12 protein-coding genes are annotated in these 16,071 nt (G+C 71.5%); all 12 read right to left on the bottom strand.

All coding sequences use genetic code 11. The features are described from left to right. Window positions 1-4: 4 nt before the first annotated feature. The 12 genes from OG230_RS30060 to OG230_RS30005 all read right to left on the bottom strand — a co-directional run bounded on the left by OG230_RS30060 (window position 5) and on the right by OG230_RS30005 (window position 16,069). Entirely contained in the window at window positions 5-1,024 is a 1,020-nt protein-coding gene (locus OG230_RS30060; protein WP_328906876.1) for a sugar phosphate isomerase/epimerase family protein, read from the bottom strand. Between the two features lie 34 nt (window positions 1,025-1,058). Beyond that, window positions 1,059-2,474, bottom strand: a complete 1,416-nt coding sequence (locus tag OG230_RS30055) for a nucleotide pyrophosphatase/phosphodiesterase family protein (RefSeq protein ID WP_328906875.1) — start codon at window positions 2,472-2,474, stop codon at window positions 1,059-1,061. Continuing rightward, on the bottom strand, window positions 2,471-3,646 hold the full coding sequence (gene eboE / locus OG230_RS30050) for a metabolite traffic protein EboE (protein WP_328906874.1): 1,176 nt from the start codon (window positions 3,644-3,646) through the stop codon (window positions 2,471-2,473). The genes OG230_RS30055 and eboE overlap by 4 nt, the downstream gene beginning before the upstream one ends. 4 nt (window positions 3,647-3,650) lie before the next feature. Continuing rightward, window positions 3,651-4,499: a TatD family hydrolase gene (locus OG230_RS30045; protein WP_328906873.1), complete on the bottom strand. Its 849-nt coding sequence runs from the start codon at window positions 4,497-4,499 to the stop codon at window positions 3,651-3,653. Continuing rightward, window positions 4,499-5,152 carry an EboA domain-containing protein gene (locus tag OG230_RS30040; RefSeq protein WP_328906872.1) on the bottom strand — a complete coding sequence of 218 codons (654 nt, stop codon included), beginning with the start codon at window positions 5,150-5,152 and terminating at the stop codon, window positions 4,499-4,501. Before OG230_RS30040 ends, OG230_RS30045 begins: the two co-directional genes overlap by 1 nt. 22 nt (window positions 5,153-5,174) lie before the next feature. Next, complete coding sequence (locus OG230_RS30035; RefSeq protein ID WP_328906871.1) at window positions 5,175-6,035, bottom strand: sugar phosphate isomerase/epimerase family protein; 861 nt, start codon at window positions 6,033-6,035, stop codon at window positions 5,175-5,177. Then, entirely contained in the window at window positions 6,032-7,174 is a 1,143-nt protein-coding gene (locus OG230_RS30030) for an SCO3242 family prenyltransferase (protein ID WP_328911583.1), read from the bottom strand. The genes OG230_RS30035 and OG230_RS30030 overlap by 4 nt, the downstream gene beginning before the upstream one ends. Window positions 7,175-7,296: 122 nt before the next feature. Beyond that, complete coding sequence (locus OG230_RS30025) at window positions 7,297-8,415, bottom strand: inositol-3-phosphate synthase (RefSeq protein WP_328906870.1); 1,119 nt, start codon at window positions 8,413-8,415, stop codon at window positions 7,297-7,299. 205 nt (window positions 8,416-8,620) lie between these two features. Continuing rightward, on the bottom strand, window positions 8,621-12,349 hold the full coding sequence (locus tag OG230_RS30020; RefSeq protein ID WP_328906869.1) for a ThuA domain-containing protein: 3,729 nt from the start codon (window positions 12,347-12,349) through the stop codon (window positions 8,621-8,623). Between the two features lie 353 nt (window positions 12,350-12,702). Next, on the bottom strand, window positions 12,703-13,707 hold the full coding sequence (locus OG230_RS30015) for a sugar phosphate isomerase/epimerase family protein (protein ID WP_328906868.1): 1,005 nt from the start codon (window positions 13,705-13,707) through the stop codon (window positions 12,703-12,705). 12 nt (window positions 13,708-13,719) lie between these two features. Beyond that, window positions 13,720-14,952, bottom strand: a complete 1,233-nt coding sequence (locus OG230_RS30010) for a Gfo/Idh/MocA family protein (protein WP_328906867.1) — start codon at window positions 14,950-14,952, stop codon at window positions 13,720-13,722. 70 nt (window positions 14,953-15,022) lie between these two features. Beyond that, the gene (locus OG230_RS30005; protein WP_328906866.1) at window positions 15,023-16,069 is read right to left on the bottom strand and encodes a substrate-binding domain-containing protein; all 1,047 of its coding nucleotides are present in this window, start codon (window positions 16,067-16,069) and stop codon (window positions 15,023-15,025) included. Window positions 16,070-16,071 lie beyond the last annotated feature (2 nt).

Below are 16,071 nucleotides of genomic sequence, written 5' to 3'. Positions count from 1 at the left end.
TCGGCTACTCGCCGCACCTCTCCCGCAGGCTGTGCAGGTGCTCGCTGGACTTGCGGGCGAACGCGAACGACTCGACCGGGTTGTCGTGCTCGGTCTGCCAGTGGTGGTAGGCACGGCCGCGCGGGGTGCGCCCGGTGACCCGGCTGAGGAACGTCTTGTAGTCGATGTCGCCGTCGCCGACGTCCGCCATGCGGTACCCGTCGCGGGCCGTGTCGTCCCGGATGCCGTCCTTGACGTGGAAGAGCGGATAGCGGTCGGGCTGCCTGAGTACGTAGTCGACCGGTTCGAAGGGGGCCGGCGTGCCGTCCGCCTTCTTGCCGAAGCGGAACTGGGCGGCGTACGCCCAGTAGATGTCCATCTCCAGATACACCAGGTCCGGGTCGGTCTCGGCGAGCAGGACGTCGTAGAGGCGTACGTCGGGCTGGTCGGTCGCGAAGGAGAACTCCTCCGCGTGGTTGTGCTGGTAGAACTTCATCCCGCGCTTGCGGGCCGCCGCGCCGTAGGTGTTGAACTCCTCGGCGGCGCGCTTCCAGCCGTCGACGGTCGAGCCGTAGCGGAAGGGTCCCGAGGCCGTGCCGATGTGCTTGAGGCCGAGGGCCTCGGCGTCGTCCAGGACCTTGGTGAGGTTCTGGGCGAAGGTGTAGGCACCCGGGTTGTTGTTGTCGTAATAGCCGACATGGCTGCCGATGGGGTTCAGCCCGTGGTCCCGGGCCAGCTGCTTCAACTGGGCCAGCGTGATGGCGCCGGCCGAGCCCTGCGTGTATCCGGCGAACTCGATCTCGTCGTACCCGTACTTCTCCAGCTCCGTGAAGACGGGCGCGAAGCCGAGCGTGGAGACCTTGTCCCGGAGGCTGTACAGCTGGATGCCGAGGCGGCCGGGGGGCAGCACGGCACGGCTTCGGCCGTGGGCCTCGGCGGTCGCGGTGCCGAGGAGCGTGGCTGCGGTGGCTCCGGCGACGACGCCCAGGACGTTGCGGCGGCTGAGTCTGCGCGCCAGTTCGGCGTCCTTCGGGGTGCGGCTCATGATCACGTAACTCCTTGGTGAGTGAGCGGGGTGCTCAGTGCAGTCCGGCAAGCCGGAGGAGCAGGGACTTCACTTCGGTGGCCTGGACGCGGCCGGTGAACGCGTGGGGGGTGGAGCAGAGGATGAGCGGACCTTCTTCGTCGCTCGTGGGGAGGCGGCCGTGGCTGCCGCGGATGGGCGAGGGATCGAGGGGGACGACGGCCATGCGGTAGCGCATGCCGAGCTTCTTGCGGGCGACGGCGCCGGCTGCCTTGACCCGGACGTAGGGGTCCTGGGGGTCCATGAAGAGCTCGACGGGGTCGTAGCCCGGCTTGCGGTGGATCTCGACCAGCTGCGCGAAGTCGGGGGCGCGGTCGTCGTCGAGCCAGTAGTAGTACGTGAACCAGGCGCCGGGTTCCGCGACGGCGACCAGTTCCCCGGAGCGGGGGTGCTCGAGGTGGTGGGCCTTCTTGCCCTCGTCGTCGAGGAGTTGCTCGATGCCGGGCAGGTCCGCGAGGGCCTCGCGGGTGGCTTCGAGGTCCTCGGGACGGCGTACGTAGATGTGGGCGATCTGGTGGTCGGCGACGGCGAAGGCCCGGGAGGCCATCGGGTCGAGGTACTCCATGCCGTCCTGGGTATGGACCTCCAGCAGGCCGGCGCGGCGCAGGGCGCGGTTGATGTCGACGGGCCGGTCGACGCGGGTGATCCCGTACTCGGAGAGCGCCACGACCGTGCGTCCCTGCAGGCGGGCGTCTTCGAGGAGAGGTGCGACGGCGCGGTCGAGTTCGGTCGCCGCACGGTGGGAGCGCGGGTCGTCGGGGCCGTAGCGCTGGAGGTCGTAGTCGAGGTGGGGCAGGTAGCACAGGGCCAGGTCGGGGGCGCGGGTGGCGACGACGTGCCGGGTCGCGTCGATGATCCACTGGGAGGAGACCAGGTCGGCGCCGGGTCCCCAGAAGTGGAAGAGGGGGAAGGTGCCGAGCTTGTCGGTGAGCTCGTCGTGCAGAGCGGGCGGCCGGGTGTAGCAGTCGGGTTCCTTGCGGCCGTCGGCGTAGTACACGGGGCGCGGGGTGACCGTGTAGTCGGTGTCCGCGCCCATGGCGTACCACCAGCAGATGTTGGCGACGGTGTAGCCGGGGTGGGCGCGACGGGCGGCGTCCCACAGCTTGTCGCCCGCGACGAGCCCGTTGTGCTGGCGCCACAGGAGGACGTCACCCAGCTCGCGGAAGTACCAGCCGTTGGCGACGATGCCGTGCTCGGCGGGGGTCGTCCCGGTGAGGAAGGTCGACTGGGCGGCGCAGGTGACGGCGGGGAGCACGGTGCTCAGGGGGGCCCGGGCGCCTCTCTCGGCCATGGCCCGGAGGTTCGGCATGTGGTCGAGGAGCTGCGGGGTGAGTCCCACGACGTCGAGGACGAGGAGGGGGGTCGGGCCGGTCTCCGTCGCGCGTGCGGTGCCTGCTTCGGGTGCGGTCATGGCAGCTCCTTGAGCCCGAGGTCGACCAGGAGGTCCCGGGCGAGGGTGAGTTCGGCGGCGATGCCGTCGGCGAGCTGGGTGCGGGTGCGGGGGCGCAGCTCCGCCGGCAGGGCCTGCCAGGTGTACGTCTCGACCTCCAGGTGCCGGGTCAGCGGCCGTGGGCCTCCGAGGAGCCGGGTCAGCGTGGACCGGAGCACCGGGAGGGTGGAGGTCAGCGGGGGTGCCGGGGGCGCGTGCAGCGGTACGTGGAAGTGGGACCGCCACGGGGTGCTGTCGGGGAGGGTCCCGCCGGCCAGTGCCTCGTCCAGGTCGTCGGCGCCGCGCAGACCTGCGGCGGTGCTCGTGCGGGTCTGGTGGAGGAAGCGGGGTTCGGCGAAGGCGGCGAGCGCGGTGCGTACATCGGGCAGGTGGGGGTGTTCGGCGTGCAGGGCGGCGGAGAGCTGGGCCTTGGCGACGAAGACCCCCGCCCCGGCGAGGGCGTCGAGCGCCGTGTCCGGGTCCTCGAAGGACGTGGCGAGGTGGCACGTGTCCACGCAGATGCCGATGCGGTCGTGCCCGATCGCGGTGAGGGGTCCGATGGCGTCGGCGGTGGTCTCCACCGTGCAGCCGGGTTCCGGTTCGAGACCGATCCGGATGGACTTTCCGGTCAGTTCGGCGAGGGCGTCGAGGCGTTGCGCGAGGGTGGTGAGGGCGGCCCGCGCGGTGCGGGCCGCGTCGCGGTCGCCGTCGTACGGGGTGCGCCAGGCGATCGGCAGCGTGGAGATGGTGCCTTCGGTGACGTCTTCGGGGAGCAGCGTGGCGAGCAGCCGGGCGAGGTCGGTGGTGTGGGCGAGCCGCTCGGGGTCGGTCCAGTCCGGCCGGTAGACGCGGTACTTGACCTCTTCGGCGCCGAATCCCTCGTACGGGAAGCCGTTGAGCGTGACGACTTCGAGGCCGCGGCGGTCCAGCTCGGCGCGGAGCGAGCGCAGCGCGGCGGGGTCGTTGATCAGGGCGCGGGCCGCGTCCTTGGCGAGCCACAGGCCGATGCCCAGGCGGTCGCGGCCGAGGCGTCTGCGCACCGGTTCGCTGTGGTCGCGCAGCTGTGCCCGCACGCCGTCGAGGGTCTCGGCGGGGTGCACGTTGGTGCAGTAGGAGAGGTGGACGGTGGAGCCGTCGGGGTGGCGGAAGCGCATCGCTTCACTCCCCGCCGCGCAGGATGGAGTTCCCCTCGTGCAGGGGGTCGGGCGCGGCGATGTCGAGCTGGAGCCGGCCGCTCTGCCCGTAGAAGGCGACGGGGTTGCGCCAGAGGACCTGGTCGACGTCGTCCTCGGTGAATCCGGCCTTCAGCATCGCGTCGGCGACCTTGCGGGTCTTCAGCGGGTCGCTCTGTCCCCAGTCGGCCGCCGAGTTGACGAGGATCTTCTCGGTGCCGTACGTCCGCAGGATCGTGACCATGCGGTCCTCGTCCATCTTGGTGTCCGGGTAGATGGAGAAGCCGGCCCAGCAGCCGCTGTCGACGGCGTCCTTCACGGTCGTCTCGTTGAGGTGGTCGAGCAGCACCCGCTCCGGGGGGAGATGTGATTCGCGGATGACGTCGACGGTGCGGTGCAGACCGGCGAGCTTGTCGCGGTGCGGGGTGTGGACCAGGGCGGGCAGACCGTGGTCGGCGGCGAGCTGGAGCTGTGTGGCCAGGGCGATGTCCTCGGCCGGGGTCATGGAGTCGTAGCCGATCTCGCCGACGGCGACGACGGAGTCCTTGACGAGGTAGCGGGGCAGGGCGTCGAGGACGGGGAAGCAGCGGGGGTCGTTCGCCTCCTTCGGGTTGAGGGCGAGTGTGCAGTGGTGGGCTATGCCGTACTGGGAGGCGCGGAAGGGCTCCCAGCCGAGCAGGGCGTCGAAGTAGTCGAAGAAGCTGGCGGGCGAGGTGCGGGGCTGGCCCAGCCAGAAGGAGGGTTCGACGAGGGCGCGGACACCCGCGTCGTACATCGCCCGGTAGTCGTCCGTCGTGCGGGAGGTCATGTGGATATGGGGGTCGAAGATGCGCATCAGGACTCCTCCGTGGGGACCGTGGGGGCGGGAGCGGTGAGAGCGAGGACGCGGGCGAGGTCGGCGGGGACGTCACGCCCGGCCGCGGTGCGTTCCGCGGCGAAGTCGCCCAGCATGCGGGCGAGTTCCGCGTCGCCCCGCGAGCGGCGGGCCAGCGCTTCGACGCAGTCCACGGGGACACCGGTGAAGAGACACTTGAGAATGGCGTGCCGCCACTGGTGGGCGTCGAGGTGCGCCGCGGCGTACGGACCGACGGCGGCGGCGACCAGCCGGGTGTCGTTGGTGCGCAGGGCGTCCTCGACGAGCGGGAGGGCGGTGGGCCCGATGTCCAGCCGGTGCAGCGTGAGGAGCACGGCACGCCGTTCGGCCGCGGTGCCCTGTTCGTAGAGCCTGGTCAGGGCGGGCAGCCCGGCGCGGGCCTCGACGAGCAGCAGGGAACGTACGGAGTCGGCGCGGTCGAGCCCGCAGTGGCGGCCGGCGGCGGCGTACCGCAGCTCCCAGGGCGGGACGGCGAAGGCCGTTGCGGCGTCCGGGTGTTCGCCGGTACGGGCTGCGTGTTCGGCTTCGGCGAGGGCCTCGTCGAGCCAGGCGCGTGCGGCTCCGCCGAGCTGGACGTCGAGTTCTTTGCGGGTCAGCAGCGGGGTCATCGGCATGGCGTTGCTCCCTTCGGCGGGTTCAGCGGCTCGACGGACTGTGCTTGCGCAGGAACTCGATGGAGGTGCGGGCGAGTTCGGGGCCGGCGTGCGAATGGCGGGGCAGTTCGACGACGGTGAGGCCCTGGTAGTCCGCTTCGGCGAGTGCGTGCAGGACGGGCGGGAAGTCGATCTCGCCGTCGCCGAAGGGCAGGTGTTCGTGCACCCCGCGGCGCATGTCCTCGATCTGGACGTGGCGCAGCCAGGGGGCGGCGGCCTTCACGCAGTCGACGGGCGAGGCGGGTTCCAGGCACTGGCAGTGCCCGATGTCGAGGGTGAGTCCGAGGGGTTCCGGGTCGCCCAGGAGCGTACGGAGGTGGTGGAAGTCGGCGAGTGTGGCGAGGAGATGGCCGGGCTCGGGCTCGACGGCCAGGGGGATGCCGGTGCGGGTGGCGGCGTCGAGGACGGGAGCGAGTGCGTCGGCCAGCCGCTGCCAGGCGGCGGTGTCCGTGCCGTCGTCGCCACCCCCCGGCGGGGTGATGCCGCTGAAGCAGTGCACGGCGTGCGCTCCGAGGTCGGCGGCGACGTCGACGGCCCGGACGAGCAGCGCGGTACGCACCGCGCGGGCCTCGGGGTCCGGGTCGAGCAGGGACGGGCCGTGCTTGCGGCGCGGGTCGAGCACATAGCGGGCGCCGGTCTCGACGGTGACTCCGAGGCCGAGCGCCGAGAGCCGGCGTGCCACGTGCCGGGTGCGGGCGGCGAGGTCGGGTGCGAGGGGGTCGAGGTGCATGTGGTCGAGGGTCAGCCCCACGCCCTCGTAGCCGAGGTCGGCGAGCAGACCGAGGGCGTCGTCGAGCCGGAGGTCGGTGAGCCCGTTGGTGCCGTAGCCGAGGCGGAGTGTCATGTGGGGCTCACCTTCCGTGCGAGCTGTCGCGCCAGGGGGACGAGCCCCATGAGGACCAGTCCGGTGACGGGTGCTCCCGCCCGCGCGGCGAGAGCGGCCTGGAGCGGGATCATGGCGCGGATTCCGCCGCCGACGGCGCGTTGGGTGAGCGGCGGGGACGGGTTGAGCGCGGCGTGCAGTTGGGGGCGGGCGGCGGTACGGAGGTAGGCCCCGGCGAAGCCGGTGAGCAGGAGGCGGGCGGGCGCGCCGGCCGGCCGGAGCGGCTGCCACAGCTCGTGCCCGGCACGGCCGGGGGCTGGTCCCCCGGCCCGCCTGGGCTCGCCGGCGACCGCGGCGCCGAGCCCCACGGTCGTGGCGAGTGCGACGAGCGGGGCGGTGGTGGAGCCACCCTGCGCCTCGTGGCGGGAGACGACGGTGACGGCGTAGGTGTGCGCGCCCAGCAGGGCGGCAGCGGGGAGCGCGGAGCGCAGCGCGGCTGCGGGTCCGGTCCCCGGTGGGGGTCCGGAGGCCCTGGTCGGTACGCGTGCTGCCGCCGCGCGGGCCGTCGCCGTTGCCGTCGCTCCCAGGAGCAGGTCCAGGGAGCGGGCCGTGGCCATGGCCGCCGGGCCCGCCTCCGTGTGCTTCAGGTACAGGTCGTAGGACCACACCGTGGCCGCGAGGGCCGAGGCCACCGCGAGCGAGGGGCCGCCGGCCCGTGCGGCCAGGGCCAGGCCCGCCGCCGTCAGCACGCCCGCGGCCGCCAGGGCCGAACCCGGCGTGATCCGGCCCGAGGGAATCGGGCGATGGGGACGGTCCACGGCGTCCTCCTCGCGGTCCGCCCAGTCGTTGAGCGCCATCCCCGCCTCGTACAGACAGAGCGAGGCGCCCACGGCCAGCGCAGTGCCGCGGTGGGGCCTGCGGCCCGTCGCGGCTGCTCCGGCCAGGGCGTCGCCCGGGACGGTGAACAGGGCCGACACCCTCAGCAACTCGGCCCACGCGCCCGCCCGTTCACGCAAGCCGGCGGCGAGAGCGGGGTCGGCCTGGCCCTTCGCGGTGCGGGGCCTGCCCGGTGCGGGCGCAGTCCCGCCCGCACCGGACAGGCGGTCTGTGGCCTCGGCCGTCTCCGGCGCACAGCCGGACGGCGTGCGGTCGGCGGGCACGGAGTCGGCGGGTACGGAGTCATCCGGCGCCGAGCCCGTGCGTGCGGCGCGGGCGCCGCGTACGGCGCCGACCGCCGTCAGCGCCAGCAGCAGTCCCGCAGCGCCGCCCCAGCCGCGGAGCCTCACCGCTCACCTCGCAGCCGCTCGCCGAAGGCCAGCAGGGCCGCGTACTGCTCGGACAGAGCGGCCGGCCCGCCGTCCGGGTCCTTGAAGTAGAAGCCCAGCTCGGGGCGCGGGCCGGTGAGGCCGCACTCCTGGGCGCGGGCCAGCAGCCGGGCCAGGTCGAGGACCAGGGGGGCGGCCAGCGCGGAGTCGCAGCCCTGCCAGATCGTCTGGAGGATCATGCGCGAGCCGAGGAAACCGTCGAAGGCGATGTGGTCCCACGCCGTCTTCCAGTCCCCCATCGCCGGGACGTCGTCGATGTGCACCTCGCCCTCGGGCGCCGTACCCAGGGTGTCGGCCAGTACGCGTTCCTTGCCCGCGTTCTTCGCCGCCGCCGCCGCGGGGTCGGCCAGCGCCGCTCCGTCCCCGCCGCCCAGGAGGTTCGTGCCCGACCATGCCCGTACCGGCAGGGCGCGTTGCACGAACATCGGGGCGAGCACGGAACGGAGCAGCGTCTGGCCTGTCTTGCCGTCGCGCCCCGCGTGGGGAAGTCCGCAGGTGGCGACGGCGTCCTGGAGGGCCGGGCTGCGCAGGCCCGTGGAGGGGGTGAAGTTGACGTACGGGCAGCCGGCCCGGAGGGCTGCCGCCGCGTAGAGGGAGCTGGCGGGCAGGCGTGCCTCGCCCTCCTGGGGCAGGGGCTCGGTCGAGGCGACGTTGATCACGACGGTTCGTGCCAGCTCGTGACGGCGGGCGAAGTCGGCGAGGTCCGCGGCGAAGGCGCTGATCAGCTCCTCGTCGCTGCGCGTGTCACCGGCCAGCGGGCCGCCGGTCCGTATCTCCGCGTCGGCGGCGGCGAGTTCGGAGCGTACGGCCGAGGGCAGGCCGTACGGCAGGACATCCCCGGCGGCGAGCGCCTCGGCCCGTTTGGGCAGGGGGCAGTCGATGGTGTCGTGACCGCCGAAGACCAGGGAGTTCAACGGTGGCAGCCCGCTGTCGGCGAAGGGTGGCGTCTCGGTGACCATGCCGGTCGCCGGGTGGAGCCCGGCCGCGATGGCGGCGCACCCCGCGGTGGCGGTGGTGGCGACGGAGCCGCGTGCTCCGATGAACCAGACTCCGGTACGGACGGCTTGTGCGGTCACGGGCTGCCTCCCTGGCTGGGGCTCCTGACGGGGTGGAGCACGGTGGAGCGAGATGAGTACGGCGCGGTGGATCGGGGCCCGTGCATCGGGGCCCGTGGATCGAGGTCTGTGGATCGAGGTCTATGGCGGCACGCAGCGCTCGTGCCAGCCGAGGACGGCGGGCGGGGGGCCTCGGTCTCCCCGCCCGCCGTCGGCCTGCGAAGCCCTACGTCGAGGGCAGCTGCTTCAACCGGATGTCGCGGAAGGACACCTGGTCGTCGGCTCCGTGGTTCTGGAGACCGATGTAGCCGTTCTTCAGGCTGCGGACCGGATCGGTGTTGGTGTAGTCGTTGATCTTCACGCCGTTGAGGAAGATCTGGAGCCGTTCGCCCTGGACCCGGATCTCGTAGCTGTTCCACTCGCCCGGCGGCTTGAGCACCGCGTCACGGGCGGCGAGCTCGGCGGACTTGAAGCCGTAGACGGCGCCCGTGGTGCGGTCGGCGGCATCAGTGGCGTCGATCTGGACCTCGTAGCCGTTGTTCACCGCGGACCAGGGGTCGTCGGACGCCGGGAAGCCCACGAAGACACCGGAGTTGTCGTCGCCGGCCATCTTCCAGTCGAGCTTCAGGGAGTAGGAGTTCAGCTCCTTGGCCTGGTACCAGAGCATCCCCATGCCGCCCTCGGTGCGCAGCTCGCCGTCGGCGACGGTGAACTGTCCGGGGCCCGCCTGCTTCCAGCCGTCGAGCGTCTTCCCGTTGAAGATCGTCCGGTAGCCGGTGTCGGGCCTGCAGTCGGCCTCGGCCTGACCGGTCGTGTACCGCATGGCGCCCAGGAGGTGCTTGCGGAAGTCCGGTTCGGCGTAGGACTCCTTGGTGTGGCCGAGGCCGGTGTAGAAGGACCGGCCGCCCTTGTAGGTCTGGCACCAGGAGATCGGGTGGTCCCCCTTCATCGTGCCGCCCGTGTAGCTGGTCTCGTCCAGCGTGGCGAGCACCTGGGCCTTGTCCCGGGGGTTGGTGCGGTAGTTGTACCACTCGTCGGTGCGGTCCCACGCCTCGCCCAGGTGGGCCGTCGCCGGGTGGTCGTGGTTCTCGACGCGCACGGTGGCGGGCTGGATCTGCGGGTGCGAGGAGAAGTACGCGCCGACGAGTCCGCCGTAGAACTCCCAGTCGTACTCGGTGTCGGCGGCGGCGTGGACGCCCATGTACCCGCCTCCGGCGGCCACGTAGTCCTCGAACGCCTTCTGCTGGTCGCTGTCGAGGACGTCACCGGTCGTGGAGAGGAAGACGACGGAGTCGTAGCGTGCCAGGTTGGCCGGGGTGAACTGGCCGGCCGCCTCGGTCGCGTCGACGGTGATGCCGCTCTCGGCGCCGAGTTCCTTCAGGGCGGTGATGCCCGCGGGGATGGAGTCGTGACGGAAGCCTCCGGTCTTGGAGAACACCAGAACCCGCTTGGCGTCCTTGACCGGTGCGGCGGAGGACAGTTCGAAGTCGTCCACGTCGTACAGCGCCCCGCTTCCGCCCTTGAAGACCAGGAAGAGTTCGGTGGTCCGCCTGGGAACGTTGCGCAGGGCCACGTCGACGTTCTGGAAGGTGTCCCAGCTGCCGGTCACCGGGACCGTCGTGGAGCCCAGCAGGGTGCCGGTGGGCGAACCGGTCCGCACTTCCAGGGAGCCGCCCGCTCCGGCGGAGGAGACCCGGGCGGTGAGCTTGGTCGAGCCGGTGAGCAAGTAGGGCTTGAAGGAGATCCAGTCGTTGTTGTGGATGTCCCCGACGGTCTTCCCGCCGTTGGCGCTCGCCTTGTCCTGCGGTGCGACACCGGACTGGCCGGTGTAGTGCTCGGCCTGCCGGTGGCGCGGCTGGAGCTGCGCCTGGTCGCTGCCGGTCAGCGCGGCCTGGCCGCCGCCTCCGCCGTCCGTGTAGGAGGCGTCGACGACTCCGAAGATGTTGGCGTTCGGGTCGTGCCCGCCGTCCGCCTCGGTCTTGATGACCCCGGAGCAGCCGTTGACCGTGGTGACGGGGTGGCCGTGGCTGTCGTGGCCGAGGATGAAGCGGACCGCGACCTTGGAGCAGTCGACGGTGCCGTCCTCGGGGTCGGTGACGGTCACCTTGAAGGGGATCTCGTCACCGAAGGTGAACAGCTGTCCCTCTCCCGGGAGTTCGAGCTTCACGGTGGGCGCGGTGTTGCCGACGGTCACGTGGGCGCTCGCCGAACCGGTCCGGCCGCTCGGGTCCTTGGCGGTGACGGTCGCCGTGTAGGTGCCGTTCTTCTTGTACGTGTAGGTGGGGTTGGCGGCCGTCGACGTGCCGCCGTCGCCGAAGTCCCAGGTGTAGGTGAGGGCGTCGCCGTCGGCGTCCGCGGTGCCGGCCGAGGAGAAGGCGACCTTGAGCGGTGCGACGCCGGAGGTCCTGCTCGCGCTCGCCTCGGCGACGGGCGACCGTCCGCCGGTGGCGTTCTCGATGCGGTAGAGACCGGCGTTCTCGTCCCCGCCGAACCAGGCGGTGCCGTAGTCCAGGACGTACAGCGCCCCGTCCGGGCCGAAGGACATGTCCATCACCTGGGTGCCGCTCCACGGGATGGAGTTGATCGACTGGACGGCGCCCGTGCTGTCGTGCTCGATGCGCTTGATCCAGCGTCGGCCGAACTCTCCGGCGAAGAAGTCCCCGTCGTACGCCTCGGGGAACTTCACCGGCGAGTCGAGGTTCGGGTCGTAGTGGTAGACGGGCCCGCCCATCGGGGACTCGGAGCCGCTGCCGAACTCGGGCACGGAACCGCCGTCGTAGGGGATCCAGGCGGCCTGCGCCGGGGGCAGGTCGACGAGACCGGTGTTGTGCCGCGAGGTGTTCTTCGGTGCGGCGCAGTCGAATGCGGCGCCGGACGTCTTCGTCGCGAAGTCGTAGTCGACGTACGGGTCGTTGTCGCCCGTGCAGAACGGCCAGCCGAAGTTTCCGGGCTTGGTCACCCGGGCGAACTCGACCTGCCCGGCCGGACCGCGCTTCGGGTCGGCCGCACCGGCGTCGGGGCCGTAGTCACCGACGTAGAGGACGCCGGTGGACTTGTCGACGGAGAAGCGGAACGGGTTGCGGAAGCCCATCGCGTAGATCTCGGGCCGCGTCTTGTCCGTACCGGGTGCGAAGAGGTTGCCCTCGGGCACGGTGTACGAGCCGTCCGAGGCGACCTTGATCCGGAGGATCTTGCCGCGCAGGTCGTTGGTGTTCCCGGAGGTGCGCCGGGCGTCGTACGCCGGGTTCCGGTCCGGGCTCTCGTCGATCGGCGTGAAGCCGTCCGAGGAGAAGGGGTTGGAGTCGTCGCCCGTCGACAGGTAGAGGTTGCCCTGCGCGTCGAAGTCGATGTCGCCGCCCACGTGGCAGCAGATCCCGCGGGTGGCGGGGATGTCGAGGACCTTCTTCTCGCTGGCGTTGTCGAGGGTGCCGTCCGCCTTGAGCACGAAGCGCGAGAGCCGGTTCACTCCGTCGAACTCCGCGAACTGCGCGGCCGTCCCGTTGGCCGGTGCGTCACCGGCGGGGGTGTCCAGCGGGGGCGCGTAGTAGAGGTAGATCGCCCGGTTCTCGCTGAAGTCGGGGTCGATACCGACGCCTTGGAGCCCTTCCTCGTCGTGCGAGTAGACGGGGATGGTGCCGGCGATCCTCGTGTTGCCCGCGCTGTCGGTGATCCGCAGCTCGCCGCTGCGCGAGGTGTGCAGGACGCTGCGGTCCGGGAGGACGGCCAGCGACATCGGCTCGCCGGTCTCGGCGCCGCCCTTGGCCAGGGTGACCTGCTGGAACTCCTCGGCGGCTGCATCGGCGGCGGCGCTCTGCGCGCGCGGCTCGGCCGAGGCGCCCGGTGCGGCTCCGAGGGTCAGCGTCGTCGCGGTGAGGAGACCACCGGTCAGCAGGGCCAGTGACGCGCGGAATCCTGTATGCCGTCGGCCGCGATATCGGTTTCGGGTTCTGTGCACGAGTGTCCTCCGGAAGGTGCCGGTTGTACGGGCGGGTGGAGCCGTGGCCGTGCAGCGCGGGGACTGCCGCGCACGCCGGTGGGGCCGGAGAGGCCCCGCCGACGCGAGTCATGTGGTGTACACCAAAGGGACGGTAGACCTGTTCGTCCGGGACGGAAAGCCCTTGCGCAGCAGCTAAGTTGAACTTCTTCCTGCGGCAGGACAAAGCAGGTTTCGGGCAGCCGTGAGCGACCCCCCGCGGGGCTCCGCCCCGCACCCCGGGTCCTCGGCCGAGGACACCGCTCGGGCCCCTCCGGCCTTCGAGGAGCGGGAGTGCGGAGACGGAGCCCTGGGTGGGCGGGCCCCGGGAGGGATCAGTCGGCGCTGCCGAACGCCGCGTCGAACGAGGAGGCCGGCGGGTCGAAATCGAACCGCTTCAGGGAGGCAAGCGCTTCCGGCGCACCCGTCAGCCGGTCCATTCCGGCGTCCTCCCACTCGACGGATACGGGACCGTCGTAGCCGATGGACCGCAGCATCCGGAACACGTCCTCCCACGGGACGTCGCCATGACCGGCCGAGACGAAGTCCCAGCCGCGCCGCGGGTCTCCCCACGGCAGGTGGGAGCCGAGCCGGCCGTTGCGGCCGTCGAGGCGCTTGCGCGCCTCCTTGCAGTCCACGTGGTAGATCCGGTCACGGAAGTCGTACAGGAATCCGACCGGGTCGAGGTCCTGCCACACGAAGTGGCTCGGGTCGAAGTTCAGCCCGAACGCGGCCCGGTGGTCAACGGCCTCCAGCGCGCGGTGCGTCGTCCAGTAGTCGTACGCGATCTCACTGGGGTGCACCTCGTGGGCGAAGCGCACGCCCTCCGCGTCGAAGACGTCGAGGATCGGGTTCCAGCGCTCGGCGAAGTCCTCGTAGCCCCGTTCGATCATGTGCGGCGGAACCGGCGGGAACATCGCGACCAGGTGCCAGATCGACGACCCGGTGAAACCGATGACGGTCTGCACCCCGAAGGCCGCGGCGGCGCGTGCGGTGTTCTTGATCTCCTCCGCGGCCCGCCGGCGGACGCCTTCGGGCTCCCCGTCGCCCCAGATCCTGCCGGGCAGGATCGCCTGGTGGCGCTCGTCGATCGGGTTGTCGCAGACCGCCTGTCCGACCAGGTGGTTGGAGATCGCGTAGCACGTGAGCCCGTACTTTTCGAGCAGCTCGTGCCGACCGTCCAGGTAGCCGGGGTCGGAGAGCGCCTTGTCGACCTCGAAGTGGTCTCCCCAGCAGGCGAGTTCGAGACCGTCGTAACCGAAGTCCCTGGCGTGCCTGCAGACCTCCTCCAGTGGCAGGTCGGCCCACTGGCCGGTGAAGAGCGTGAAGGGACGGGGCATGCGCGGGACCTCCTAGAACGGGACCGGGGTGTGGACGGAGTTCTTCTCTGCGCTCTCCTCGACGGCGGCGAGCACCCGCTGCACCTGGAGCCCGTCGGCGAAGGACGGCATGGCCGCCGAGCCCGCGGCGATCGTGCGGACCACGTCCGCCGCCTGGTGGACGAAGGTGTGCTCGTAGCCGAGGCCGTGGCCCGGCGGCCACCACGCCTCCAGATAGGGATGCTCGGGTTCGGTGACGAGGATCCGCCGGAACCCGGCGCTGACCGCCGGTTCGGTGTGGTCGTGGAAGGAGAGTTCGTTGAGGCGTTCCAGATCGAAGGAGAGCGAGCCGAGCTCCCCGTTGATCTCCAGACGCAGCGCGTTCTTGCGGCCCGCCGCCATCCGGGTCGCCTCGAAGGACGCCAGCGCCCCGGAGGCGAGGCGGCCCGTGAACAGCGCCGCGTCGTCGACGGTGACCGCCCCCCGTACGGCGGCGTCCCCGGTGCCCGAGAGACCGGCCCCGGGCCCGGCGAGCACGGGCCTGGTCCGTACGAAGGTCTCGCTGACCGCCGACACCCCGACCAGCAGTTCCCCCGTCAGGTACTGGGCGAGGTCCACGATGTGCGCCCCGAGGTCGCCCAGGGCGCCCGACCCGGCGTGCTCGCGCTTGAGCCGCCAGGTGAGGGGCGACTCCGGGTCGACCAGCCAGTCCTGGAGGTAGGTGGCGCGTACGTGCCGCAGGGCTCCGAGCCGGCCCTCCGCGATCAGTGTGCGGGCGTAGGTGATCGCCGGGACCTTGCGGTAGTTGAAGCCCACGATGGCGATCTGGCCGCGGGCGGCGGCCCGTTCCGCGGCCTCCGTCATGGCCTCCGCCTCGGCGACCGTGTTGGCGAGCGGCTTCTCGCACAGCACGTGCTTGCCCGCTTCGAGGGCGGCGATGGCGATCTCCGCATGGCTGTCGCCAGGGGTGCAGATGTCCACGAGCTGCACGTCGTCCCGGGCGATCAGGGCGCGCCAGTCGGTCTCCGCCGCCGCCCAGCCGTGTCTGGTGGCGGCGGCGTCGACCGCAGTCCGGTCGCGTCCGCAGATCGCGGCGAGAGCGGGCCGCATCGGCAGATCGAAGACGTGTCCGGCGGTGCGCCACCCCTGTGAGTGGGCGGCGCCCATGAACGCGTATCCGACCATGCCGACTCCGAGCGTCGCCGCCTTCGGCGCCTGCGTCGGCGGCGCTGCGGCCTCCTGCTCCGTCTCTTCCCTACGGGCCATCCGGGCTTCCTCCTCGTCGGTCGTTCGGTGGGCACGGCAGGAGGGTGGCCAGCACCCTCCTACGGCCGGATCAGCTGAAGCCCGTCGGCAGGTACTGGTCGATGTTCTCCTTGGTGACCACGGCCGAGTAGAGGGTGAGGGAGGTCGGGATCTCCAGTTCGGAGAGCCCGCCGATGCCCTTGCTCTGTCCCAGGGCGCGCGCCAGGTCGATGGCGGACGCGGCCATCGTCGGCGGGTACAGCACGGTCGCCTTGAGGACGCTGTTGTCGGCCTTGATGGCGTCCATGGCCGACTTGGCCCCGGCCCCGCCGACCATGACGAACTCGTCGCGGCCCGCCTGCTGGATGGCGCGCAGCGCGCCGACCCCCTGGTCGTCGTCGTGGTTCCACAGGGCGTCGATCTTCTTCTGCGCCTGGAGGAGCTGGGCCATCTTGGCCTGCCCCGACTCGACGGTGAAGTCGGCCGCCTGACGGGCCACCAGCTCGACGTTGGAGTAGTTCTTCAGTGCGTCGGCGAAGCCCTGGCTGCGCTGCTTGGTGAGTTCCAGGCTGTCGATGCCGGCCAGCTCGACGACCTTGGCGTTCGACTTCCCCTTGAGCTGCTCGCCGATGTAGTGGCCGGCGTTCAGCCCCATGCCGTAGTTGTCGCCGCCGACCCAGCAGCGGTACGCCTGCGGGGAGGCGAAGATGCGGTCCAGGTTGATGACGGGGATACCCGCCTTCATCGCTTCGAGACCCACCTGGGTGAGTGCCTTGCCGTCCGCGGGCAGGATGACGAGGACGTCGACCTTCTTGTTGATGAGGGTCTTGACCTGGCCGATCTGGACGGCGGTGTCGTTGGACCCCTCGGTGATCTCCAGGGTCACTTCGGAGTACTTCTCCGCCCGCGACTTGGCGTTGACGTTGATCGCGTTGAGCCAGCCGTGGTCGGCCTGCGGTCCGGCGAAGCCGATGGTGACCGGTGTGCCGGGCTTGTCGTCGGCGGCGGGCTGGTTGCTCTGCGCCACGGAGTCGTCCGCGGACTTCTTGGGCTCGTTGCTGGTACAGGCGGTGAGGAAGGCGCCCGCGGAGACGGCTGCGGTGCCGAAGAGCAGTCCTCTGCGGCTGGTTTCTGGCATGG

Source organism: Streptomyces sp. NBC_00234, from assembly GCF_036195325.1.
Taxonomy (GTDB): Bacteria; Actinomycetota; Actinomycetes; order Streptomycetales; family Streptomycetaceae; genus Streptomyces.
This window is presented reverse-complemented; position numbering and strand designations above follow the sequence as displayed.

Excerpts from the sequence above, each read along its gene's own strand:
- OG230_RS30060 (WP_328906876.1), bottom strand. The coding sequence starts at position 1,024 with ATGAGCCGCACCCCGAAGGACGCCGAACTGGCGCGCAGACTCAGCCGC.
- OG230_RS30055 (WP_328906875.1), bottom strand. The coding sequence starts at position 2,474 with ATGACCGCACCCGAAGCAGGCACCGCACGCGCGACGGAGACCGGCCCG.
- eboE (WP_328906874.1), bottom strand. The coding sequence starts at position 3,646 with ATGCGCTTCCGCCACCCCGACGGCTCCACCGTCCACCTCTCCTACTGC.
- OG230_RS30045 (WP_328906873.1), bottom strand. The coding sequence starts at position 4,499 with ATGCGCATCTTCGACCCCCATATCCACATGACCTCCCGCACGACGGAC.
- OG230_RS30040 (WP_328906872.1), bottom strand. The coding sequence starts at position 5,152 with ATGCCGATGACCCCGCTGCTGACCCGCAAAGAACTCGACGTCCAGCTC.
- OG230_RS30035 (WP_328906871.1), bottom strand. The coding sequence starts at position 6,035 with ATGACACTCCGCCTCGGCTACGGCACCAACGGGCTCACCGACCTCCGG.
- OG230_RS30015 (WP_328906868.1), bottom strand. The coding sequence starts at position 13,707 with ATGCCCCGTCCCTTCACGCTCTTCACCGGCCAGTGGGCCGACCTGCCA.
- OG230_RS30010 (WP_328906867.1), bottom strand. The coding sequence starts at position 14,952 with ATGGCCCGTAGGGAAGAGACGGAGCAGGAGGCCGCAGCGCCGCCGACG.
- OG230_RS30005 (WP_328906866.1), bottom strand. The coding sequence starts at position 16,069 with ATGCCAGAAACCAGCCGCAGAGGACTGCTCTTCGGCACCGCAGCCGTC.